Origin of the sequence: Pseudomonas sp. S30_BP2TU TE3576, from assembly GCF_050436025.1 — a bacterium.
Lineage (GTDB): Bacteria > Pseudomonadota > Gammaproteobacteria > Pseudomonadales > Pseudomonadaceae > Aquipseudomonas.
Genome location: NZ_JBNDLK010000001.1, coordinates 1,666,227 through 1,687,027, shown reverse-complemented (window position 1 = coordinate 1,687,027; position 20,801 = coordinate 1,666,227). Strand labels below are relative to the sequence as shown.

The 20,801-nt window shown below is 60.5% G+C and carries 20 protein-coding genes and 3 pseudogenes; 11 read left to right on the top strand and 12 right to left on the bottom strand.

The window, feature by feature from the left end:
* Positions 1 to 99 precede the first annotated feature (99 nt).
* Positions 100 to 549 (top strand): YcgN family cysteine cluster protein, encoded by a 450-nt coding sequence (locus ABIA48_RS07640; protein ID WP_007984794.1) that lies wholly within the window; start codon positions 100 to 102, stop codon positions 547 to 549.
* A gap of 35 nt (positions 550 to 584) precedes the next feature.
* Entirely contained in the window at positions 585 to 1,814 is a 1,230-nt protein-coding gene (locus tag ABIA48_RS07635; protein WP_429487664.1) for a hypothetical protein, read from the top strand.
* Between the two features lie 113 nt (positions 1,815 to 1,927).
* Here the strand turns inward: ABIA48_RS07635 and ABIA48_RS07630 are convergent, their stop codons facing one another.
* The 4 genes from ABIA48_RS07630 to ABIA48_RS07615 form a co-directional block, all read right to left on the bottom strand.
* Positions 1,928 to 2,305, bottom strand: a complete 378-nt coding sequence (locus tag ABIA48_RS07630) for a YgaP family membrane protein (protein WP_007984798.1) — start codon at positions 2,303 to 2,305, stop codon at positions 1,928 to 1,930.
* An 80-nt stretch (positions 2,306 to 2,385) separates the two neighbouring features.
* Positions 2,386 to 2,856 (bottom strand): RNA methyltransferase, encoded by a 471-nt coding sequence (locus tag ABIA48_RS07625; protein WP_007911337.1) that lies wholly within the window; start codon positions 2,854 to 2,856, stop codon positions 2,386 to 2,388.
* A 192-nt stretch (positions 2,857 to 3,048) separates the two neighbouring features.
* The gene (locus ABIA48_RS07620; RefSeq protein WP_007898702.1) at positions 3,049 to 3,420 is read right to left on the bottom strand and encodes a YajD family HNH nuclease; all 372 of its coding nucleotides are present in this window, start codon (positions 3,418 to 3,420) and stop codon (positions 3,049 to 3,051) included.
* A gap of 49 nt (positions 3,421 to 3,469) precedes the next feature.
* Entirely contained in the window at positions 3,470 to 4,156 is a 687-nt protein-coding gene (locus tag ABIA48_RS07615) for a spermidine synthase (RefSeq protein WP_007984802.1), read from the bottom strand.
* A gap of 95 nt (positions 4,157 to 4,251) precedes the next feature.
* Here ABIA48_RS07615 and ABIA48_RS07610 point away from each other — a divergent pair.
* Positions 4,252 to 4,543 (top strand): annotated as a pseudogene (locus ABIA48_RS07610) (hypothetical protein).
* Here the strand turns inward: ABIA48_RS07610 and ABIA48_RS07605 are convergent.
* Complete coding sequence (locus tag ABIA48_RS07605) at positions 4,540 to 5,013, bottom strand: cyclic nucleotide-binding domain-containing protein (protein WP_008015977.1); 474 nt, start codon at positions 5,011 to 5,013, stop codon at positions 4,540 to 4,542. The pseudogene ABIA48_RS07610 and the gene ABIA48_RS07605 overlap by 4 nt on opposite strands.
* 201 nt (positions 5,014 to 5,214) lie before the next feature.
* On the bottom strand, positions 5,215 to 7,269 hold the full coding sequence (locus tag ABIA48_RS07600; protein WP_429487661.1) for a S9 family peptidase: 2,055 nt from the start codon (positions 7,267 to 7,269) through the stop codon (positions 5,215 to 5,217).
* 290 nt (positions 7,270 to 7,559) lie between these two features.
* Here ABIA48_RS07600 and ABIA48_RS07595 point away from each other — a divergent pair, with 290 nt between their 5' ends.
* Genes ABIA48_RS07595 through ABIA48_RS07585 form a run of 3 tightly spaced genes read left to right on the top strand, consistent with a single transcriptional unit; the run spans position 7,560 to position 9,422 of the window.
* Positions 7,560 to 8,057 carry a hypothetical protein gene (locus ABIA48_RS07595; protein ID WP_007984808.1) on the top strand — a complete coding sequence of 166 codons (498 nt, stop codon included), beginning with the start codon at positions 7,560 to 7,562 and terminating at the stop codon, positions 8,055 to 8,057.
* Between the two features lie 32 nt (positions 8,058 to 8,089).
* A complete protein-coding gene (locus tag ABIA48_RS07590) occupies positions 8,090 to 8,866 on the top strand; it encodes a class II glutamine amidotransferase (protein WP_429487660.1) in 777 nt (258 codons plus the stop codon).
* 13 nt (positions 8,867 to 8,879) lie between these two features.
* Positions 8,880 to 9,422, top strand: coding sequence for a DUF2937 family protein (locus ABIA48_RS07585; RefSeq protein ID WP_429487659.1), 543 nt, complete (start codon positions 8,880 to 8,882; stop codon positions 9,420 to 9,422).
* 44 nt (positions 9,423 to 9,466) lie between these two features.
* On the opposite strand, the gene ABIA48_RS07580 is transcribed toward ABIA48_RS07585, so the two are convergent.
* The 4 genes and pseudogenes from ABIA48_RS07580 to ABIA48_RS07565 all read right to left on the bottom strand — a co-directional run.
* Positions 9,467 to 11,578 (bottom strand): TonB-dependent receptor, encoded by a 2,112-nt coding sequence (locus tag ABIA48_RS07580; protein ID WP_429487657.1) that lies wholly within the window; start codon positions 11,576 to 11,578, stop codon positions 9,467 to 9,469.
* 15 nt (positions 11,579 to 11,593) lie between these two features.
* Positions 11,594 to 12,805 carry an MFS transporter gene (locus ABIA48_RS07575; RefSeq protein ID WP_429487655.1) on the bottom strand — a complete coding sequence of 404 codons (1,212 nt, stop codon included), beginning with the start codon at positions 12,803 to 12,805 and terminating at the stop codon, positions 11,594 to 11,596.
* A complete protein-coding gene (locus ABIA48_RS07570) occupies positions 12,795 to 14,717 on the bottom strand; it encodes an IucA/IucC family protein (RefSeq protein ID WP_429487653.1) in 1,923 nt (640 codons plus the stop codon). Before ABIA48_RS07570 ends, ABIA48_RS07575 begins: the two co-directional genes overlap by 11 nt.
* An 86-nt stretch (positions 14,718 to 14,803) precedes the next feature.
* Positions 14,804 to 15,064 (bottom strand): annotated as a pseudogene (locus tag ABIA48_RS07565) (hypothetical protein); the annotation flags it as partial.
* Positions 15,065 to 15,152: 88 nt separating this feature from the next.
* Here ABIA48_RS07565 and ABIA48_RS07560 point away from each other — a divergent pair.
* From ABIA48_RS07560 to ABIA48_RS07550, 3 genes are read left to right on the top strand one after another with little or no spacing between them, the layout of a single operon-like run.
* Positions 15,153 to 15,905 carry a 5-oxoprolinase subunit PxpA gene (locus ABIA48_RS07560; protein WP_429487651.1) on the top strand — a complete coding sequence of 251 codons (753 nt, stop codon included), beginning with the start codon at positions 15,153 to 15,155 and terminating at the stop codon, positions 15,903 to 15,905.
* Positions 15,902 to 16,606 carry a 5-oxoprolinase subunit B family protein gene (locus tag ABIA48_RS07555; RefSeq protein ID WP_429487649.1) on the top strand — a complete coding sequence of 235 codons (705 nt, stop codon included), beginning with the start codon at positions 15,902 to 15,904 and terminating at the stop codon, positions 16,604 to 16,606. Before ABIA48_RS07560 ends, ABIA48_RS07555 begins: the two co-directional genes overlap by 4 nt.
* Positions 16,603 to 17,529 (top strand): biotin-dependent carboxyltransferase family protein, encoded by a 927-nt coding sequence (locus ABIA48_RS07550; protein ID WP_429487647.1) that lies wholly within the window; start codon positions 16,603 to 16,605, stop codon positions 17,527 to 17,529. Before ABIA48_RS07555 ends, ABIA48_RS07550 begins: the two co-directional genes overlap by 4 nt.
* 101 nt (positions 17,530 to 17,630) lie before the next feature.
* On the opposite strand, the gene ABIA48_RS07545 is transcribed toward ABIA48_RS07550, so the two are convergent.
* Together ABIA48_RS07545 and ABIA48_RS07540 are read right to left on the bottom strand one after the other, a co-directional pair.
* A complete protein-coding gene (locus ABIA48_RS07545; protein WP_007984827.1) occupies positions 17,631 to 18,809 on the bottom strand; it encodes a vWA domain-containing protein in 1,179 nt (392 codons plus the stop codon).
* Positions 18,810 to 18,820: 11 nt separating this feature from the next.
* Positions 18,821 to 19,666: an AAA family ATPase gene (locus tag ABIA48_RS07540; protein WP_007984829.1), complete on the bottom strand. Its 846-nt coding sequence runs from the start codon at positions 19,664 to 19,666 to the stop codon at positions 18,821 to 18,823.
* 205 nt (positions 19,667 to 19,871) lie between these two features.
* On the opposite strand from ABIA48_RS07540, the pseudogene ABIA48_RS07535 reads away from it, so the two are divergent.
* Both ABIA48_RS07535 and ABIA48_RS07530 read left to right on the top strand, forming a co-directional pair.
* Positions 19,872 to 20,101 (top strand): annotated as a pseudogene (locus tag ABIA48_RS07535) (DUF4160 domain-containing protein).
* Positions 20,089 to 20,595 carry a DUF2442 domain-containing protein gene (locus tag ABIA48_RS07530; RefSeq protein ID WP_116262269.1) on the top strand — a complete coding sequence of 169 codons (507 nt, stop codon included), beginning with the start codon at positions 20,089 to 20,091 and terminating at the stop codon, positions 20,593 to 20,595. Before ABIA48_RS07535 ends, ABIA48_RS07530 begins: the two are co-directional and overlap by 13 nt.
* Positions 20,596 to 20,801: the final 206 nt, after the last annotated feature.

The following is a 20,801-nucleotide window of genomic DNA, read 5'->3' as shown; positions in this document are numbered from 1 at the left end:
TGACAAGCCCGTTCTACCGACAGTCGCCAATGCTTGGCCCGCGGGGCTTCGGGCACTAGACTGGCGGCCTTTTCACCACCTGATGTCGATGCTCGAACCATGGCCGCCAAAGTAGAACCGTTCTGGATACGCAAAACCCTCGATCAACTCGATCAGGAGGAATGGGAGTCGCTGTGCGACGGCTGTGGATTGTGCTGCCTGCAAAAGCTTGAGGACGAAGACGACAACAGCGTCTATTACACGCGCATCGCCTGCAAATTGCTGGACCTGAAAACCTGCCAGTGCACGGACTATCCTAACCGTCGTGACACTGTGCCGGACTGCATCCAGCTTACGCCGGGCAAGGCCGACGAATTCAAATGGCTCCCGCCAACCTGCGGTTATCGCCTGGTCAGCGAAGGCAAGGACCTGCCGTTGTGGCATCACCTGGTGTGCGGCGATCGCGATGCCGTGCATCACGAGCGGATCTCACAGTCCGGGCGCATGCTCGCCGAAGGCAGCGTGCCGGAAGACGATTGGGAAGATCATCTGATTTTCCGCGCTGGCTGATTGCCTACGGTTAAACGTTTCACGAAGGAGTGTGTATGGCTGTGGGATGGCGGCAGGCGTGGGTCGTTGGATTACTGGCCGTGAATTCGCCTGTGTGGGCCGCGAACAAGGTCGATCTGGATTATCACGTGCGCCTGTTGCCGCAGAGTGATCAGGCCGAAGTCCGCCTGACGCTCGCCCAGGGCTCGGCGGTACGCAGCCTGGATTTCGACCTCGGCGACGGCAGCCACTACAGCGATTTCAAGGCCGACGGCCAATGGCTACTGACCCCCGGCAAAACGGCGCGAGGTGTCTGGCGTCCGTCTGCTGACAAGGCCAGCCTGACCTATCGCGTGAATATCAGCCATGGGCGCAAGAACGGCAGCTTCGACACGCGCATGACGCCAAACTGGGCGTTGATGCGCGGCGACGATCTGGTGCCCGCTGCCAGACTCGATCAACAGGACGGCATCGAACTGGTTTCTCGTCTTGTATTCGAGCTGCCCGGTGGCTGGAAAAGCGTTGAAACCGCCTGGCCACGGATTGGCCAGAACAAATTCCGTATTGATAACCCGTCCCGACTGTTCGACCGGCCCACGGGCTGGATGCTCGCCGGCCAACTCGGTAGCCGCCGCACTCGTCTGGGCGAGACCGAAGTCACCGTCGCCTCGCCGCTAGGACAGGGTATGCGCCGGATGGATGTGCTGACGCTGCTGACCTTCGTCTGGCCGCAAGTGCAGGCGCTGTATCCGCGACACCCGGGCAAACTGCTGATCGTCGGGGCCAATGATCCAATGTGGCGCGGCAGCCGGTCGGCGCACGAGTCGATCTACCTCAACAGTCACCTGCCGTTGGTCAGCGAAAGCGGCACCAGTGCCTTGGTCCGTGAGTTGGCCCAGGTGTTCGGGCGGATCAACGGTACGCAGCGCAGTGACTGGATCGGCGAAGGCTTTGCCGAGTATTACGCCATCGAACTGGTGCGCCGGGCCGGCGGCATGAGCGATGAACGCTACGAGAACCTGCACGGCAAACTGGTCAGGGACAGCCAGAAAGTCACCACGCTGCGCGGTGAGCAGATCAGCCCGGCGCAGACGGCCAGGGCAGTGGTGTTGCTGCAGGAACTGGACCGCGAGATTCGCCTGAAAACCCATAACAAGCGTTCGCTGGATGATGTGTTGCGCGGGGCGATGCGGCTGGGGGAAATCGATACCCAGGCGTTTGTTCAGCTCAGTGAAAGCGTGATCGGTGGTTCTTCAAAAGTGCTCAGTACCGAGTTGCTTCAGTAACACCGTCATTCGCGAGCAAGCCCGCTCCCACATTTGATCTGTGCCAGACACAAAACCAATGTGGGAGCGGGCTTGCTCGCGAAGAGGCCAGTGGCTTCAGCGCAAATCCCGATTCAAACCCCGGCTTTCGGCGACTTCAACGAATCATTGCCGGTCACGGTGGCAGTTTTGGTCGCCGCCTCGGCATTGGCCTTCAGCGTTTTCAGTTCTTCCCCCGCCCGCTGGATTTTCGCCCGCACGTTGTTCATGTCCTGACGGCTTTTCTCCAGCAGGCTTTTCGCCGAACTGTGGCCGGTAATGCCACGCGCCATGGCCACGCCACCGATGGCCACCTGGATCAGGCCAAAGACCCCACCACGACGCAGGCCCTTGCCGACCATCACCACGCCGCCGGCCAGGGAACCGATGCGTTCCCAACCCTGCACGTTCTGCTCGGAGGGGCTCTGGAACGGGGTGGACTCGATACGCTCGACGGGTTTGAGTTCGCTCATGGTCTGACTCCTGGCTTCAGTGATCGATAGTTAAGCTGACTGCCTGGACGGGCAGCTTGTTCAATCGGATGTGCGGCGATTCAGCGGAATTTTGGCCCCGAGCGGGTATTGAGACCCTTGGCCATGCGGTCGTAGAGCACGACGTTGACAGTGGCAGCCAGGTTCATGCACCCGGTGGTCGGAATGTAGACCACGTCTTCGCACCAGTCGCGAATCTCTTTATCCAGCGATCCGTCTTCCGGGCCGAAAATGTAGAGCGCGCGATCCGGGTGGGTGTACTCCGGCAACGGGCGGGCGCCTTCGACCAGTTCAACGGCGACAGGTACACAATTGAGGGGCAGGATTTTCTTCAGGTCGTCGATGCCGATCAGCGGGATGTCGTAGTGCACGCGCTTGGTATCGGTGACGAAGTCGGCGGCGCGCTCGTAGCGCTTGCCGGTGTAGAACACAGACGCCACGCCATAACAGCCAGCGGCGCGCATCACCGAACCGACGTTCTCCGGTGATTTGGGGTTATACAAACCAATGCAGCTGTACCGTTTGTCTGCCACGAGCGGGGTGCCTTTCGGGAAAAAAGCGCGATTATACGGGGATTGAATGGCAGTGGTCAGTTCACAGATTGGTGGTGTACCCGCAGCCGCCTTCGCGAGCAAGCCCGCTCCCACATTTGATCTGCGTCGTACACAAAACCAATGTGGGAGCGGGCTTGCCCGCGAAGGGGCCGGTTCAGGCGCTGAAGATCTTCAGTCTTCTTTTTTCATCAACCCCGCCAACGCCGCAAACGGGTTGTGCGTGGCTTTGGCGATTTTTGGCGTGCTCAGCGAACCTTCGTCGAAATACTGCTGGTCGGTATAACGCGAGTGTTCGTTATCGTGGCAGTACAGGCACAACAGCTCCCAGTTCGAGCCGTCCTGCGGGTTGTTGTCGTGGTTGTGGTCGCGGTGGTGCACGGTCAGTTCGCTCAGGCGCTTGCCGGAGAACTCACGGGCGCAGCGGCCACAGACGTGCGGATACATCTTCAGGGCCTTGTCGCGGTAGCCCATTTCCTTGTCGCGCTGGTTGTCGGCGAGGATGCGATCCAGCTTCGAAGTGTTGGTCGGGGTGGACGAACTCATGGGTTCACCTTTGTAGAAAGACTAATGACGGTATTAAGCGAAGTTTAGCTCAGCCCTTGAGCTTCTCGGCAATCCAGATGGTGTGGCGGGTGCCCTTGTTGCCATGGGCGAAGACCTGCACTTCCTCGGCCTTGAACCCGGCTTTCTTCAGTTTGTCGGAAAACTGCCGGTCAGCGCTGGCCGACCAGACGGCCAGTATGCCTTTGGGGCGCATGGCTTTGGCGCAGGCGTTCAGTCCGGCGGCGGAATACAGCCAGCTGTTGGCTTTCTGGGTCAAGCCTTCGGGGCCATTGTCGACATCGAGCATGATGGCATCGAAACCCTGCGGTTCGGCTTGCAGGACTTTGGCCACGTCTTCCATGCGAATCACGGTCCGCGGATCGAGCAGCGGATTGCCAGCCTTCTCGCCCAGCGGTCCACGGTTCCACTCGACGACACCGGGGACCAGTTCGGCGACCACCACTTCGGCGGTCTTGCCCAGGTGCTTGAGCGCCGAAGCGAGGGTGAAACCCATGCCCAGGCCGCCGATGAGCACCCGCGAATTCGGCCGACCAGCGACTTTTCGACACGGAATTTCGGCCAGGGCATCTTCGGAGCCGTGCATGCGCGTGTTCATCAATTGCCCGCCGTCACCACCCTGGATCTTGATGACGAAATCCTCGCCGTATTCGAACAGGCACAGGGCACCGCCGTTTTCAGGTATGGGGGTGGTGTCCAGCAGAACGAAACGTTTCATGGGGCTCACTTGAAGAAAATTGGCAGAACACGGGAGGGCAAACAGACGCAGTTGGGAGTAGCCTGTTTATGACGACAAGGCCAACGGAGCCATTGATGAAGCGCACCATTCTAACGGTCATTGCCCTGGCCGCGCTCTCGATAACTGCAGTGCAGGGCCAGCAGCTGCAATCGATTCCTGTCAGCCCCGCGCCGATGCCCGGTTCGCCCGGCACCGCGACGCCCACGCCGTACCCGCAAATCAGCCCGGCACCTTTGCCTAAAGTCGGCCCCGGCAGTAGCGGTCCGCCGTTGGTGCCGATTGAAATGCCGAGCCCGCCCGACCAAGGACCAGCCTGTGCCGGGGCTGGAGTTCAATCCGCCGAAACCCAAGTCGCCGGGCGGCTAGACCTGCTGCGAAAGCAGTTGGCCGTCGGCCATGCGCAGGCGTTTGGATAGGGAAACGGCGAGGGCGCGGATGATCTTGGCGGCGATTTTCGGCGCATCGTTGAGCATCTTTTCCAGCGAGTCCTTGCCCAGGTTGAGTAACTGGCAGTTGCTCGCGGCCACGCAACTGGCCGAGCGCCGTTCACCATCGAGCACGGCCATTTCGCCGAACGAGCGGCCGCTACGCAAGGTGGCGATGGTGACTCGTTGCCCGTCAGCGGTGGTTTTCTGCACGGCCACCTGACCGGTATGGATGATGCACATGAAACTGCCAGCATCGCCCTCCTGGAAAATCTCCTCGCCCTGGGCAATGGTGCTGATACTGAAGTAGCCCGAAGCCGCAGCGAAGTCCGCCGGCAGCAGTTGATTGAACAGGCCGCAATCCATCAGCCAGTCGCGAATTTCGTTGTTCAGAAAGGTTGATTCGGACATGTCGTCACGGTCTTTTTTGTGATGGTTGCTGACTTGAATTCACCGCAAATCCCCTGTGGGAGCGGGCTTGCTCGCGAAGGCGGTGTGTCAGTCAACATCTCTGCTGAATGTTGCGGCCCCTTCGCGAGCAAGCCCGCTCCCACAGGTGTTTTATCGGCAGCCGGTGTGTGGAGTTAAGACCGGCACACCGCACCAGGTTCCTCAGGCAATACCCAAAACCGTGAACAAAAATGCATATTCGAGAGCTACGTCACGCAATCCCTGATATCGACCGCTCATCCCGCCATGCCCGGCTCCCAGTTCAGTCTTGAGCAGCAGGGGATTGCTGTCGGTCTTGGTTGCGCGCAATTTCGCCACCCACTTGGCCGCTTCCCAATACTGCACGCGGCTGTCGTTGTAGCCGGCGATCACCAGGGTCGCCGGATACGCTTGTGCGGTGACGTTTTCGTACGGGGCGTAGGCCTTGATCCGATCATAGACATCCGGCTCCTCAGGGTTGCCCCACTCGTCGTATTCCGTCACGGTCAACGGCAGGTCAGGGTCGAGCATGGTGTTGAGTACGTCGACGAACGGCACTTCGGCGATGGCGGCACCAAACAGTTCCGGCCGTTGATTGAGCACCGCGCCGATCAGCAAACCACCGGCGCTGCCGCCGCTGATCGCCAGTTGCGAAGCGCTGGTATAACCCTGGGCAATCAAGTGTTCGGCGCAGGCGATGAAGTCGCTGAAGGTGTTGTGCTTGTGCTCTTGCTTGCCGGCGCGATACCAGGCTTCCCCCAGTTCGCCGCCGCCACGCACGTGGGCAATGGCAAACGCCATGCCGCGATCCAGCAAGCTCAGGCGCGCATGGGAAAACCACGGGTCGAGGCTTTCGCCATAGGCGCCATAGCCGTAGAGGTACAACGGCACGGGTTTGCCGAGGTCACCGCGTTTGATCACCAGGCTGATCGGCACTTGCGTACCGTCCGGTGCGGTCGCCCACAGGCGCTGGCTGACGTAGGCATCGGCGTCGAACGGACCGAGCACCGGGGTTTGCTTGAGCACTTTCTGCTCGCCGGTCGCCAGTTCAAGCTGACGGATTTGCGCAGGACGGTTCAACGCTTCGTAGCGCAGGCGAATCCGGTCGCTTGCGAATTCCAGGCTGTTTTGCACGTGCAGGCTGTAGGCTGCATCCGGCAGTTGTACGCGATAGGGCGCCAGGCCTTGCGGGTGAACTTCAATGACCGGCAAGCCGCCGACCCGCAGGCTGAGGGTCATGGCCCCGGTGTTCAGGCTGATGCCGTCGATCATCACCGTGTCGCTGTGGGGGATCAGGTTCTGCCAGTCGGCCTCGGACGGCGCGGCACCGGTATCGACCGCGGTATACAAGGCGAAATTGATCCCGTCACGGTTGCTGCGAATGAACCAGGTCCGTTGACCGTCGAGTACGCCGTGATCGACGTCGTACTCATGATCTTCAACCCGTGGCGCCAGGCAGGTGAACGCCTGCTGGGGCTGGGAGGCATCGAGGACCCAGACTTCGCTGGTGGTCTTGCTGCCCACGGACAGCAGCAATTGCTGTTCGGAACTTGAGCGGTAGCAATGCATGAAGAAGCGGCCGTCTGGCTCATGGAACACTTCTTCGGCCGCCGTGCCGTCCAGGCGATAGCGGTACAGCTTGTGCGGGCGATGGGTATCGTCCAGTTCGCCAAAGAACAGCGTCAGGCTGTCGTTGGCCCAGGTCATGCTGCCGTCACAGTCCCGGAACTCCAGCTCGCTGACGCGGCCGTCGGACAACTCCTTCACGAACAGCGTGTAAATCTCGTCGCCACTGGAGTCGATGCTGTAGGCCAGGCGCTGGTGATCCGGGCTGATGCTGAACGCTCCGAGCGAAAAGAAACCGCCGTTGGCCAGTTCGTTCGGGTCCAGCAGCAGTTGTTCGCGGCTTTCGTCGAGGGTCAGGCTGTCATCGGCCGGACGCGGGCAGCGGTAGTGCCGGGCGTATTCGTCACCCGCCAGGGTGCGGGTGTAATACAGATACGGTCCCCATGGCGAGGGCAGGGACAAATCGGTCTCGAGTATCCGCCCCTTGATTTCCTCGAACAGGGTTTCGCGCAATCCGGCCTGGTCGGCGGTTTGCGCTTGCTGATAGCTGTTTTCAGCCTTGAGGTAGTCGAGCACTGCATCGGTGTCGCGTTCTTGCAGCCAGGCATACGGGTCGGAACCTTCAGCCTTGTGGGCAATCGGAGCGTCGCAAGTGTTGGTGGATAGGGGCATGAAGGGTTCTCGAACAGTGTACGAAATAGGGGCCTGGCAACCTGTGGGAGCGGGCTTGTGTGGCGAGGGGGCTTGCCCCCGTTGGGTCGCAAAGCGGCCCTAAAACGAGTCACTGCGGTGTTTAGTCAACAACGCGGTGTCTGTATTACGACTGCTTCGCAGCCGAACGGGGGGCAAGCCCCCTCGCCACACAAGCCCGCTCCCACATGGATAGCGCTCAACAGTCAGGCATTGATGCAGCCTGATGGGCGAAAAGCCGTTATCATAAGCGCCTCTTTGCCTGCCTTGCCATGGACACCATGACCGAGAACGACTATCTGATCGCTTGGGGCCTCTACGCCTTCGCCGCTTTGGGCTGCCTGTTGGTGTGGATGCGCTTGACCCGCTGGATGTGGCGCTGGCTGCGTGAGCCACTGCGGCTGGCGATGGCGGTGCTGTTGTTCAGCCCGACCATCATCGACCCGGTCAAGGATAAAGTCGCACCGGCCGTCGCCATTACCGCGCTCGACCTGCTGTTCAAGGTCGGCAACAACGCCTGGCGGGCCATTTCCGATCTGTTCATGTACGGCATGATCGCATTCGGCCTCTATCTGGTGCTGGTGGCGATCCGTTTCCCCATCGAACGCGCCGCCAACGCCCGCAAGGAGCGTGAGGCTGCCACCAAAGCCGCCGTCCGCGCCGACGAGCCCGAGGATGATCAACCGTTCGGCGGTGCCGGCGATGATCGATACGGTCGTCCTCCCGTGCCGAGCAGTCCTCAACGGATGCGAGTCGAACCCCGTCTGTAACCTTGCCCCTGCGATTGAGCGAGAGTCCGAACATGTGTGAGTTATTGGGCATGAGCGCCAATGTCCCGACCGATATCGTGTTCAGCTTCACCGGGCTGATGCAGCGCGGCGGTCGTACCGGCCCGCATCGCGATGGCTGGGGCATTGCCTTTTATGAAGGCCGTGGGCTGCGGCTGTTCCAGGACCCGGCGGCGAGCTGCGAGTCGGAAGTCGCGAACCTGGTGCAGCGCTATCCGATCAAGAGCGAAGTGGTGATCGGGCACATCCGCCAGGCCAATGTCGGCAAGGTCTGCCTGTCCAATACCCACCCGTTCGTCCGTGAGCTGTGGGGGCGCAACTGGTGTTTCGCCCATAACGGCCAATTGGCGGATTTTCAGCCAGCGGTCAGTTTCTATCGCCCCGTGGGTGATACCGACAGCGAAGCGGCGTTCTGCGATTTGCTCAACCGTGTGCGTGCGGCATTCCCCGAGCCGGTCGAGGTCGAAGTGTTGCTGCCGGATCTGGTGGCCGCTTGTGCCGAGTACCGCAGCAAAGGCGTATTCAACTGCCTGCTCAGCGATGGCGACTGGCTGTTTTGCTATTGCTCGACCAAGCTGGCGCAAATCACCCGTCGCGCACCGTTTGGCCCGGCGCGCCTGAAAGATGTCGACGTGATCGTCGATTTTCAGGCCGAAACCACACCCAACGATGTGGTCACCGTCATCGCCACCGAACCCCTGACCGAAAACGAAACCTGGACCCGCTACGAACCGGGCCAATGGAGCCTGTGGCGACGCGGCGAATGCGTCAGCCAGGGCAAGACCGAATAAGGATCTGCTTTCCATGTTGCTCAGTTATCTACGGCTGGTGTTGTTTGCGGCGGGCCTGTTGATCGGTGTCCAGGTGCCGGGGTTCATCAATGATTACGCCAAGCGTGTCGAAGCCCATCTGATCGAGGCGCAAGCCGGGTTGAGCGGCTTTCAGAACACCGCCAATCAGTTCTTCAAGGGTGACATGCAGGCCCTGGTGGCCCATTACCGCGCCAGCGAAGATCCGATCTTCCGCAGCGACGCCGACAGCCTGAGCAACCTGCTGACCCGTCAACTGGCGCTGGACAAGCAATTCCAGGCGATGCAGGGGCCATGGTACATCCGCTTCCTGCAAGTGGTGCTGGCTGCCGATCCGGACATTCGCAAGGAAACCTGGAATGGCTACAGCTACCAGATCCTGTTGACGCCCGAAGCGATGATCTGGGGCATGAGTGGCGCAATGCTGCTGTCGTTTGGCCTTGAGTGCCTGTATCGCTTGATCGACTGGGTGGTGCTGGGCGGTAAACGCCTGCGCCAGAGCCGGCCGATCGAAGAGCGGGATTTACGCGGTTTGTAACGCCGGCGAACGTCAAGGAGCCGGCAAGCCGGCTCCTTGCTTAATTACCAATCAACCGAATAGCTCATGCTCAAGGTACGGCCTTCGGCATTGGGGAATGGCGCTCTGGCGTTGGCCTGGGCGAACAGATTGACGTACGTGCGGTTGGTCAGGTTGTATATCCCGCCTTCCAGACGACCGACCGGCAAGTACACGGAGCCGAGCAGGTCCACCAGCGTATAGCCTTCGATGTCGCGCCCGTTGTTGTCCTTGGCGGCAGCGTCGTAGCTGGACAGGTGCATGCCTTGCAGGCGCAGGTTGTAGTCGTCTTCGGTATAGCCGACGAACAGCGTGGTTTTGGCCGGTGAAATCCGTGTTGCCGGCAAATCGATCCATTTCCCGTTCTGCTCGGTCTCGCCTTTGGCCCAGGCATAGGTGCCACCCACCGACCAGTGATCGGTCGCGAGGTAGGTGAGGCTGTTTTCAATGCCGCGAACCCGTTCCTTCTGGTTGATCAGACGCAAGACACGGTCATTGGCATCGTAGAACTGGGTCACGTCCGAGGTGTTTTCATACACGGTGACGTCGGCCTGCCACCGGTCCCAGTTACCGCGCCAGCCCAGCTCGTAGCTGTCGACCTTGATGGCCTGGGCGTTGAGACTCTGGATATCGAAGGTGCTGTTCACGTCACGCAGGAAGCGCTGGATGTCCGGCAGCGAAAACCCCTGGCTGAAATTGGCGAAGACGTCCTGGTTTTCACTCAGGTGATAGACCGCGCCCAGGTTATAGAGCGTGGCGTCGTATTTGAGGGTGTCACCGGGCAGGATGGCGCGTACGCCGGTCTGGACGATCTGACCGTAAGCGATGCTGTCGGAGACCTCGCTTTCGATCCATTCGCGGCGCACACCGCCACGCAAGGTCCAGTCACCGATGTCCCAGGACATCTGCCCGAACAGCGCCTTGGTGGTGGTTTCGATGTCCGGACCCAGCTCGTAAGTGGTGCCGGTCTTGGTGTAGGTCAGCCCATTGAGGGTGTATTGGTCGCCGCGCTGGCGGGAGCGTTCGTGATCATAGTCGGCGCCCCAGACCAGATTGCCTGTGGCGCTGCCGATGGCCGGCAACGGCGTGTCGATGGCTGCACGCAGGCCGTAAACATCCTGCACGCTGTTGTTGTCGGAGATCCCGGCCTTGCCCCGTGACAGGTCCGGGAAGAACAGGGCGTCGGCCCGGCGCCAGTAGCTTTCCAGCTGCAGGCCCTGGCCGTAGAAGTCGTTGTCGGTGTAGTTGAGGTTGGCCGCCTGGTTATGGGTGTAGGGCTGGTCGTCGAGTTTCAGTCCTTTGACCGCCACGGCCTGTTGCAGGTTTTTCGGGTCTTTTGTGTAGCCAGTGTCCTGCTGGTCCTTGTAGTCCTGCAGCGACAGGCTGAGTTTTTTATCGGCATCCAGTTCGTAACCGAAACGACCTTGCAGGTCATAGGTTTCGGTGTCCATGTTGCTGCCCTGGGAGGTGTCCTGAGGGATGCGATTGCCGTTGCCGTCGAACTGATCGTTGCGCTGGGTCAAGTCGGCGGACACGTACCAGTCCAGGGCATCCTTGCGCCCGGTCGCACTCTGAAAGGCCTCGTAGGCGAAACCCTTGCTGTTGAGGTTGTTGCCGCTGGTCAGGCCCAGTTTGCTGCTGTAGGCAAGGTCCTGACCCTGGTTGCGCTTGGTGATGATGTTGATGATGCCGCCCGAAGCTCCGGCACCATAAATGCTGCTGGCGCCGGAAACCACCTCGATGCGTTCGATGCTGGCCGGTGCGATGCTGTTGAGCTGGCGGAAGTTGTCACGCGTGGCGTTCTGCGACACGCCGTCGATCAACACCAGCATGTTGCGCCCGCGCAGGGTCTGGCCGAAGTTGCTCATCCCGCCGCTGGACGGCGCCAGGCCGGGAACCAGTTGTCCCAGAATGTCGGAGACCCGACGCCCGGCGCCACTCTGTTGGCGAATCTGTTGTTCGTCGATCACCTGGACCGAGCCTGGAATCGAGGCAATGGTCGCTTCGCTGCGAGTTGCGGAAACGACGGTGGCTTGCATGGTCAACGTGCCGGGTTGCTGTTCGGTGTCCTCGGCCCAGGTCTGGGCGCTGACGGAGCCGAGCAGCGGAATCAGCAAAGAAAGTTTGGTTCGGGTCATGAGAGGGTCTTTTTTTTAGTCGTGATAAGTGTGGGTAGATAAAACTGCGGGGGCAGGTGTGGAGGTGAATGAGCGCACCCAGCGGATCCCGATGGCGGCCAGTGCGTAGGTCAACGCCACCAGCCAGAAACTGTGGGCCAGCCCGACCAGCCCCATGCCGATCCCGCCGAGGACAGCACCGAGCAGGGCGCCAGCCTTGGCCGCGCTGTTGCCCAGGCCGAGGGCAAAACCCTGCTGGCTTGACGAAACGGTGTTGGCGATCAGTGCATAGGCGACGGGGAGCAACGCGCCTTGCCAGATGCCCCAGACCAGCCGGCTGACGAGAAAACCCAGCCATTCGTTAGCCAGTGCCGTGGCCGCTAGCGTCAGGGCGCAGAGCCAGGCAACGCCTTCGATGACGCGCAAGGTGTAAGCCGGCTGCCAGCGGTCGAACAGACGTCCCCACAACGGTGCGCAAATGGCCAGGGTCGCGGCGCTCGCCGCGTAAGTAGCGCCGATCAGCCAGCCCGGCGCGTGCAGAATGTCGGCGACGTACAGCGCGTAGAAGGGTTGCGGCATCATCTTCGCGGCTTGAATCAACACGATCACCAACAGGATTCCACCGAGCCAGCCTTTAGGCAGGGCTACCGGCGCCAGCGGTTTCTTCGTCGAGGCTCGCGCCTTGTCGGCCGGCAGGAAAAAACTCCCCAGTGCACACAGCAGGCAAACCGCCGTTGCGCCATAACAGAGCAGGGCAAACCCCGAGATGTCCATCAGCCAACCGCCCAGTACCGGGCCGATCAACGAGCCGACAGCGGTCGCCGATTGCAGACGGGCCAGGGTGTGACCGCGCCGGGAACTGTCGCAGCAGGCCAGGGCATAGGCTTGCGCGGCGGCGAGAAACCCGGCCAATGCGCCTTGCATCACGCGAATGCCCACCAGCAGCCACGGGTCAAGGGTAATGGCCGCCAGCCCCTGGCACAGCGCAAGTGCCAGCAACGCCCGAACGATCATCGGCTTGTGCCCGGTGCGATCACCCAACCGCCCCCATGCGGGCGTCAGTAGCATGGCCGCCAGCATCGGGCCGGCATAGACCAGCGCCGACAGCAGCGCGGTGTAGCCGGCGCCCTCTGGCCCAAGCAGATGCTGGATCTGCATGGGCCAGAACGGGCCGCTCATTTCCATGGCACCCATGGAGACAAACTGGATGACGATCAGCAGTCGCAACGCACGACCTTCAGCGAGCATCGGCGTTGGTTCGCAGCGGATTACTCAGGCGTCCGACGATGTCGGCGTGGCTGTCGTGCAAGCGCATGCGCATGAACGATTTGGCCGGCCAATCCTGTTCCAGCAGGGCCTGGCGCTCGCTTTCCCAGCGTGCCGGTTCGATGTGCTCGCGCACGCTCTCGAAGCACTGTTCAACGTGCGTAGCCAGACGCTCCCAAAGGATATTTTCCGACACATTCCAGTGACGGGCACAGAGCAACGTCAACTCCCCGAGGTGGCACATGAACGTGGTGTGCAGGAGCTTGTCACGGACAAATCCGGCGTCGTCGTACAGGGTCATTTTCGGATCGTGCAACTGGATATCCAGCCCCCTGGCGTGCAGGGTTTTGCGATCAATGCGAATGTCGCCGAAGTCACGCAGCAACAACCGATTCAACTGCCCGTCAGCGCCCATTACCATGAAGCTGTTTTGCTGGTGCGCTTCGAAGGCCACGCCATACATCAGGTAGATGCCCAGCAGGCTCGGGACGGCAATCGACAGGTAATCATCGAAGAACGCCAGCATGGCCTCGCTGTCGTCACGGCCCTGAGCCAGTTGCACCCAGTCACGCAGCAACGGTTGTTCGAATTCGTTGACGGCGAACAGGCTGCCGACCGGCACGGCCAGTTCGCCTTCCTGCAACAGGGTCAGCGGGTTGTCGCGGTACAGCACAGCGGCATGCCGGGACCGTTCGTCATTGGCCGGTTGTGGCGCGTAGTGCACGCCGATGCGCTCCGGCACGATGTTCAGCAGGCGCTGAATCTGCGGTTCATGATCGAGAATCTGCAATATCAATTGGCTGATGCGCGGTCCCATCCGGGCCGAGCGCGGCGACACGGTGCGCTGCACGCTGGTCAGTCGCAGGGCCACCGGCAGTTTGACCATCGGCGCAACGCGGCTGGCCTCTGGCAGGACCGTGCGGAAGGACATGGTCGGGTGGCCAGTGAAGGCAACGATGTCGGTGATGATCAGCAGGTTGTCGGCGATCTCGCCGGCGAACAAATTGGGCAGTTCTTCATTGGCTTGCCATGGGTGCGACGGCAGCGGGAGGTAGTCCGCTGCCTCCAGGCCCCGTTGCTGCAAATGGCGCTGCAATTGTTCGGCGGCCTGGGGGAAGTGGCCCTGCCACCAGTCCCAGTAATCGGCGGTACCGGCCAGTGACTCGACGTGTGTGTACTGACGGTGCAGGGCGCACAGCACAATCGGAAAACTCGCTTCGAATTCCGGCGAGAAAGCGATGACCTGCGCGGCCCTCAAGCCCAGTTTGGTCTTGTAGTTCGGATGCCAGGGATGGCCGAGCGTGCCCCACTGTTCGAGCAGTGATGTCGGGTTCTGGTGGTCGGGGCTGGCTTTGAGCCAGGCGAGCAGATTGTTGTCGTGCCGGGTGTCGATCTGCTCTCGCAGGCGCTCGGTCCATCCATGGTGGAACGCCAGGCACAGGGTGTCGTTGCTATAGCTATCGTCCAGCTCGCAGGCCAGGCGTTCCAGTACTTGCGGGGAGGCGGGCGGGTTGAGCTGAGTGCCGAGGTGAGCGAGCAGTTCGCTGGGCAACTGGATTTTGTGGGGCAGGTTGTCGGGGGTGTGCAGGACGATGCTGCCGCGCACGTCCCAGCTGTTCATTCTTCCGCCCGACAGGTGATCGAAGCAAAGGTACGCACCGTCGCCAAGCGGCAGCCAGCAACGGCTGTTGTCATCGTATTCGCAGGCGTCGGGGTTGATCAGGCCTTCGCGAAACAGCGCCTGGATCAGGCGTTGGAAGCAGCGCTGGGCGGCGGGCTCCAGGGCATTGCTCAAATGGTCGAGGGTGATGCGGTGGGACTGGAAGGCCTGAGTGCCGAGGGCTTCGCTCCAGTGCGAGAGCAATTGCTGCTGTTTTTGCGTGTAAGCGCGCATCAAGTCCGACTCCTTCAGGACAGTGGTTTAGCTGAATGCGCGCAGAGAATACATTCTAAAAACAATAATGCAAATGATAGTGATTGCTACTTGTGATTTTGAAAGCCCCTTTTCAGAGTCTGGCCTGGGGTGCTCAAGACCATGTAGTGCTCGCCCACCTCCTGCGCATAGTGCTCCACCACGTGCTGACACAACGTCACGATCTCTTCGACCCACTCTGCGCCGACCCTCCAAGACACCACTTGCAGGTTGGGCGGGCGTTGGTTGATGGCCAGCAAGGTCAATTCGCCGCGGGCCAGTTCTTCACTGACGAGTACTGGTGGTAACGCACCAATACCGAAGCCGTCACCGACTCCCGGTAACTGATAACCTGCGAGCATGTCTTACAGATATGTCCCGCAACTAAAAAGAACAAAGCCTACAGGAGTGTTCAGCATGAGCCGCCTGCTATTGAACTGCGACATCGGCGAGAGCTTTGGCAGCTGGACCATGGGTCTGGACGCAGAAATCATGCCCTTCATCGATTGCGCCAACATCGCCTGCGGTTTTCACGCCGGCGATCCGAGCATCATGCGCAAGACCGTCAGCCTGGCCCTCAGCCACGGTGTGCAAATTGGCGCGCATCCGGCCTATCAGGATCTGGTGGGATTCGGCCGCCGTTCCATGGCCTATGCCACCCAGGAACTGCAAGACATCCTGCATTACCAGATCGGCGCCCTCGACGGCATCTGCCGGGCCCAAGGCGGCCGGGTCAGTTATGTCAAACCCCATGGCGCGATGTACAACGACATGATGGCCAACCCGGCGCAGCTGCGCGCCGTTTTGCAAGCGGTGGCGTCCTATGACCGCAGCCTGCCGTTGATGTTGATGGCAACCCGCGACAACAGCGCCGCCCAGCAACTCGGCGATGAATACGGCGTGACACTGTGGTTCGAGGCCTTCGCCGATCGCGCTTACGACAGCGCCGGCAGGCTGGTCTCGCGACAACTGCCGGGCGCGGTGCATCACGACCCGGAAAAAATCATCGAGCAGGCACTGACTATTGCCCGTGGCGATCACCTCGTTGCCAGCGACGGCAGTGCCCTGCATTTGCAGGCCAACACCCTCTGCGTGCACGGCGACAACGCCAGTTCGGTCGCTGCCGTGCAACGCATCCGTGAAGCCTTGAACCGGCAGAGTGCGTCATGAAGCTACGGGTGGAAGTGGTGGCGCTGGATTGCCTGATGGTGCGCCTGTTCGATGAAATCGCCGAAACCAACATGCCGTGGATGCTGGCGGCCAGTGAAAGTCTGCGCACGGTATTCGGTGAGCATCTGATCGATCTGGTGCCGTCCTACACCACATTGATGGTGCATTACGATTTGACTGCACTGAGTCCCGCCCAGGCTCGGGAATTGATTGCCCAGGCGCTGATCGATCTGTCGCCCAATGCGCGTACTCGCGGCACCTGTCATGTGCTGCCGGTGTGGTACGACTTGAGTGTCGGTCCAGAGCTGAGCCTGTTGTCGCAGCGCAGCGGATTGGCGGTGGAGGAGGTAATCCGTCGTCACTGCGAGCGTGAATATCAGGTGTTTGCCCTGGGTTTTGCGCCGGGCTTCGCCTTTATGGGGCTAGTGGACGAGGTGCTCGCGGCACCGCGTCTGAACACGCCACGCAAGAAAGTTGCCGCCGGCAGTGTCGGCATCGCCGAACGGCAGACAGCGGCTTACCCGGTGGTGTCGCCGGGCGGCTGGAACCTGATCGGCCGCACGCCAGCCAAGTTATTCGATCGCAACCGTGACGGTTACAGCCTGATGCAGCCAGGTGACACCGTACGATTCGAAGCGATTGGCCATGCCGAGTTCATTAACCTGGGCGGTGACGATACGCCACTGGAGGTCCAGGCATGAGCCGTCTGAAGATTGAAGCGAGTACGGCTCTGTGCCTGTTGCAGGATGCCGGTCGATTCGGCGTGCGGCATCTGGGTGTGACCCAAGGCGGAGCGGCCGATTGGTGTTCGATGTCCTGGGCCAACTGGCTATTGGGCAACGAACTGGATAAGCCGGTGATCGAAATCACTCTCGGCGGGTTCAGCGTCATTGCCAAGGAAAACTGCGTGCTGGCCTTGGCCGGAGCGGATCTTGGCGCGCAGGTGGACGGCGAGTCGCTGATACCCTGGCGCAGTTTCAGGCTGCATAAAGGTCAGCGCTTGCAATTCACCCGGCCGCTGCTCGGCGCCCGGGCCTATCTGGCGGCGCCGGGTGGGTTTGATGCACCGAAAGTGCTGGGTAGTAGCGCGACGGTGGTCCGTGAGGAGCTCGGCGGCCTGGATGGAATGGGCCATGCGCTGGGTAAGGGCGCATTATTGAGCTACTCGGGGAACCCGCTGGTATTGCTGCGGGAGTTGCCGAGCGAATGGGTGCCGGATTTCACCGGCGACCCTGTGCTGGATCTGGTGCTCGGTGCGCAGATTGGCGAGTTTAGCGGGCAAAGCCTGTTCGACGCGTTCAATAACACGTGGAGCCTCGACAGCCGTGCCGACCGGATGGGGATTCGTCTGCTGGGCACTGCGTTGCAGTACCAGGGCAAACCGATGATTTCCGAAGGTATTCCGTTGGGAGCCGTCCAGGTGCCGCCGGACGGACAGCCGATTGTGTTGCTCAATGATCGGCAGACCATCGGTGGTTATCCGCGTCTGGGGGCGTTGACGCCGTTGGCGCTGGCGCGATTGGCACAGTGCTTGCCGGGTGCATCGGTGAGGTTGCGGCCGGTGGTGCAGGATGTCGCTCATCGCGAGCAAGTCGAGTATTTGAAGCGTTTCATAAGCCGCTAAAAGCTTCGCGAGCAAGCCTGCTCCCACATTGGATCTTTGCCGTACATAAGACCCTGTGGGAGCGAGCTTGCTCGCGATGGCGTCAGACCAGACAACAAAGATTACTTGGAAAGAAACCGCATCCCTTCTTCCAACCCGCGAAGTGTCAACGGATACATCTGGTCCTCAATCAAATCCCGCACGATATTGGTCGATGAGGTATAGCCCCAGGTGTCTTTCGGATACGGATTGATCCAGATGAGTTTCTTGTACTTTTCCTTGAAACGCTGCATCCACACGTAGCCGGCTTCTTCGTTCCAGTGCTCGACGCTGCCGCCCGGCTGGGTGATTTCGTAGGGCGCCATGGCGGCGTCGCCGATGAAGATCACCTTGTAGTCGGCGCCGTACTTGTGCAGCAGGTCCATGGTCGAGGTGCGCTCGGAGGTGCGGCGCATGTTGTTCTTCCACACCGATTCATAAATGAAGTTGTGGAAGTAGAAGTACTCCAGATGCTTGAACTCGGTCTTGCAGGCCGAGAACAACTCCTCGCAAATCTTCACGTGAGCGTCCATCGAGCCGCCGATGTCGAACAGCAGCAACAGTTTGACGGTGTTGCGCCGCTCTGGCCGCATCTGGATGTTCAGCAACCCGGCATCTTTGGCCGTGTGATCGATGGTGCCATCGATGTCCAGTTCTTCCGCCGCACCCTGACGGGCGAACTTGCGCAGGCGGCGCAGGGCGACCTTGATGTTGCGGGTGCCCAGCTCGACCGAGTCGTCGAGGTTCTTGTATTCACGCTGGTCCCAGACCTTGGCCGCCTTGCCCTGGCGCTTGCCGGCGTCGCCGACCCGAATGCCTTCCGGGTTGAAACCACCGGAACCGAACGGGCTGGTACCACCGGTGCCGATCCACTTGTTGCCACCGGCGTGACGTTCCTTCTGTTCCTCGAGGCGTTTCTTGAACTCTTCGATCAGCTTGTCCAGGCCGCCGAGGGACTGGATCGCCGCCCGCTCTTCATCGGTCAGCGAGCGTTCGAACTCCTTGCGCAACCAGTCTTCCGGAATCAGCGCCTGCAAGTGGTCGTCGAGTTTTTCCAGGCCATTGAAGTAGGCACCGAACGCCCGGTCGAACTTGTCGAAATGCCGTTCGTCCTTCACCAGGATCGCCCGGGACAGGTAATAGAACTCGTCCATGTCGGCGAAGGTCACGCGCTGTTTCAGCGCGTTGATCAGGTCCAGCAGCTCGCGTACCGAAACCGGCACCTTGGCTGCGCGCATTTCATTGAACAGGTTGAGCAACATGGCGTTGACCCTTATCGAGTGCCGCGACGACTCATGAACGCCAGACGCTCAAGCAATTGCACGTCCTGTTCGTTTTTCACCAAAGCGCCGGCCAGCGGCGGGATGGCCTTGGTCGGATCGCGCTCGCGCAGCACCGCTTCGCCGATGTTGTCGGCCATCAGCAGCTTCAGCCAGTCCACCAGCTCGGAGGTCGAAGGCTTCTTCTTCAGGCCCGGCACCTTGCGCACGTCGAAGAACACGTCCAGCGCTTCGCTGACCAGGTCTTTCTTGATGTCCGGGTAGTGCACGTCGACGATCCGCTGCATCGTCACGCGATCGGGGAAAGCGATGTAGTGGAAGAAGCAGCGGCGCAGGAACGCGTCCGGCAGCTCTTTCTCGTTGTTGGAGGTAATGATGATGATCGGGCGCTTTTTCGCCTTGATGGTCTCGTCGATCTCGTAAACGTAGAACTCCATCTTGTCGAGTTCTTGCAGCAGGTCGTTGGGGAATTCGATGTCGGCCTTGTCGATTTCGTCGATCAGCAGGATCACCCGCTCTTCGGATTCGAAGGCTTCCCAGAGCTTGCCCTTTTTCAGGTAGTTGCGAACGTCGTGGACCTTTTCCGTGCCCAGCTGCGAATCGCGCAGGCGGCTGACCGCGTCGTACTCATAGAGGCCCTGGTGAGCCTTGGTGGTGGACTTGATGTGCCAGGTGATCAGCTTGGCGCCAAAGGATTCGGCCAGTTGCTCGGCGAGCATGGTCTTGCCGGTGCCCGGTTCGCCCTTGACCAGCAACGGCCGTTCCAGGGTGATGGCGGCGTTGACCGCCAGCTTCAGGTCATCGGTGGCGACGTAGGCCTGGGTGCCTTCGAACTTCATCTGCTAATCCTCGAACGGTAACGCCGACCTGAACGAGGCAGGGCGGGGGCGCAATAAAAGAGTCAGCCCCGACTATAACGCGCTGCCCGGTCGACTGTGAACGCAGACGGCTTATTCAGTCTCTGAATGGGGCGTCACATCTTGACTCAGTCTCGGTTGCTGGCCAGTATTGAGCTATCGCCATTTTGGCGATAGCTTGCCGGGCATGTCTACCAAATACCGATTTCGAGATACATACCGCATTCAATTGCGCGAGAAGGATCATCCGCCGCCTCATGTTCACCTGACCGGTGGCGGTCTGGATGTCATGCTCAGCCTGGAAACTGTCGAGGTGATGATGGGCAAGGCGCCGCCGTTGATCGTCAAGGAAGCTCTGGAGTGGGTCAGTGCCCATCAGACTCAATTACTGGAGGACTGGAACGATGTTACCCATGAAACGACCACGGCTATCGGCAGTGCAAGCATTGCCGGATTACCGATTGGCGCTGACGTTTATCGATGGCCAGCAACTGCTGCTTGATTTGAGCCGCGACCTGCTGGCCTATCCAGGCCTGCAACCTTTGCAGGGAGTCGCTTTTGATCATGCAGCGTTGGGTGACGATGGCTGGAGTGTCGAATGGCCTGAACTGGATATCCAGATTGGTGCAGACACTCTCTACCTGGATGCCTTGGCGCAAAATGCCGCCGACGAGAACACTCGAATCTTTATCGACTGGCGTGCTCGCACCGGGTTACCGCTTAATCAGGCGGCTGAAGCGCTGGGGGTCAGTACCCGCAGCATCACCCGATACAGCAGTGGTCGCGAAGCGGTGCCGCGATCGTTGGCCTTGGCCTGCCTGGGTTGGGACTTCCTGCAACAGCAATCGAATTCGCCCCGTGCGGCAGAAGACACTGGCCGGTACATCGTCACGCGCAAAAAATTGAGGTAGTTGCGCACCAGATTGGGCAAGGCGATGTGTAGCGATATCAGCAGCACAACCAGGCCGATAAGGGGCCGCAGCGGCAAGTTGTATCGACGTTTCATGGTGGTAAAACTCTGGTGATCCAGAGTCATTGATTGCACCGATAAGCGGACGTTCGCCCCGACTGGACGCCTGCTGGCAAGAGGCTTACCTTGATGCCCTATTTCAATGCT

Excerpts from the sequence above, each read along its gene's own strand:
- ABIA48_RS07595 (WP_007984808.1), top strand. The coding sequence starts at position 7,560 with ATGGACACCATGACCGAGAACGACTATCTGATCGCTTGGGGCCTCTAC.
- ABIA48_RS07530 (WP_116262269.1), top strand. The coding sequence starts at position 20,089 with ATGTTACCCATGAAACGACCACGGCTATCGGCAGTGCAAGCATTGCCG.
- ABIA48_RS07635 (WP_429487664.1), top strand. The coding sequence starts at position 585 with ATGGCTGTGGGATGGCGGCAGGCGTGGGTCGTTGGATTACTGGCCGTG.
- ABIA48_RS07630 (WP_007984798.1), bottom strand. The coding sequence starts at position 2,305 with ATGAGCGAACTCAAACCCGTCGAGCGTATCGAGTCCACCCCGTTCCAG.
- ABIA48_RS07570 (WP_429487653.1), bottom strand. The coding sequence starts at position 14,717 with ATGCGCGCTTACACGCAAAAACAGCAGCAATTGCTCTCGCACTGGAGC.
- ABIA48_RS07600 (WP_429487661.1), bottom strand. The coding sequence starts at position 7,269 with ATGCCCCTATCCACCAACACTTGCGACGCTCCGATTGCCCACAAGGCT.
- ABIA48_RS07540 (WP_007984829.1), bottom strand. The coding sequence starts at position 19,666 with ATGAAGTTCGAAGGCACCCAGGCCTACGTCGCCACCGATGACCTGAAG.
- ABIA48_RS07555 (WP_429487649.1), top strand. The coding sequence starts at position 15,902 with ATGAAGCTACGGGTGGAAGTGGTGGCGCTGGATTGCCTGATGGTGCGC.
- ABIA48_RS07620 (WP_007898702.1), bottom strand. The coding sequence starts at position 3,420 with ATGAGTTCGTCCACCCCGACCAACACTTCGAAGCTGGATCGCATCCTC.
- ABIA48_RS07560 (WP_429487651.1), top strand. The coding sequence starts at position 15,153 with ATGAGCCGCCTGCTATTGAACTGCGACATCGGCGAGAGCTTTGGCAGC.
- ABIA48_RS07590 (WP_429487660.1), top strand. The coding sequence starts at position 8,090 with ATGTGTGAGTTATTGGGCATGAGCGCCAATGTCCCGACCGATATCGTG.
- ABIA48_RS07575 (WP_429487655.1), bottom strand. The coding sequence starts at position 12,805 with ATGCTCGCTGAAGGTCGTGCGTTGCGACTGCTGATCGTCATCCAGTTT.
- ABIA48_RS07615 (WP_007984802.1), bottom strand. The coding sequence starts at position 4,156 with ATGAAACGTTTCGTTCTGCTGGACACCACCCCCATACCTGAAAACGGC.
- ABIA48_RS07585 (WP_429487659.1), top strand. The coding sequence starts at position 8,880 with ATGTTGCTCAGTTATCTACGGCTGGTGTTGTTTGCGGCGGGCCTGTTG.
- ABIA48_RS07550 (WP_429487647.1), top strand. The coding sequence starts at position 16,603 with ATGAGCCGTCTGAAGATTGAAGCGAGTACGGCTCTGTGCCTGTTGCAG.
- ABIA48_RS07640 (WP_007984794.1), top strand. The coding sequence starts at position 100 with ATGGCCGCCAAAGTAGAACCGTTCTGGATACGCAAAACCCTCGATCAA.
- ABIA48_RS07605 (WP_008015977.1), bottom strand. The coding sequence starts at position 5,013 with ATGTCCGAATCAACCTTTCTGAACAACGAAATTCGCGACTGGCTGATG.
- ABIA48_RS07580 (WP_429487657.1), bottom strand. The coding sequence starts at position 11,578 with ATGACCCGAACCAAACTTTCTTTGCTGATTCCGCTGCTCGGCTCCGTC.
- ABIA48_RS07545 (WP_007984827.1), bottom strand. The coding sequence starts at position 18,809 with ATGTTGCTCAACCTGTTCAATGAAATGCGCGCAGCCAAGGTGCCGGTT.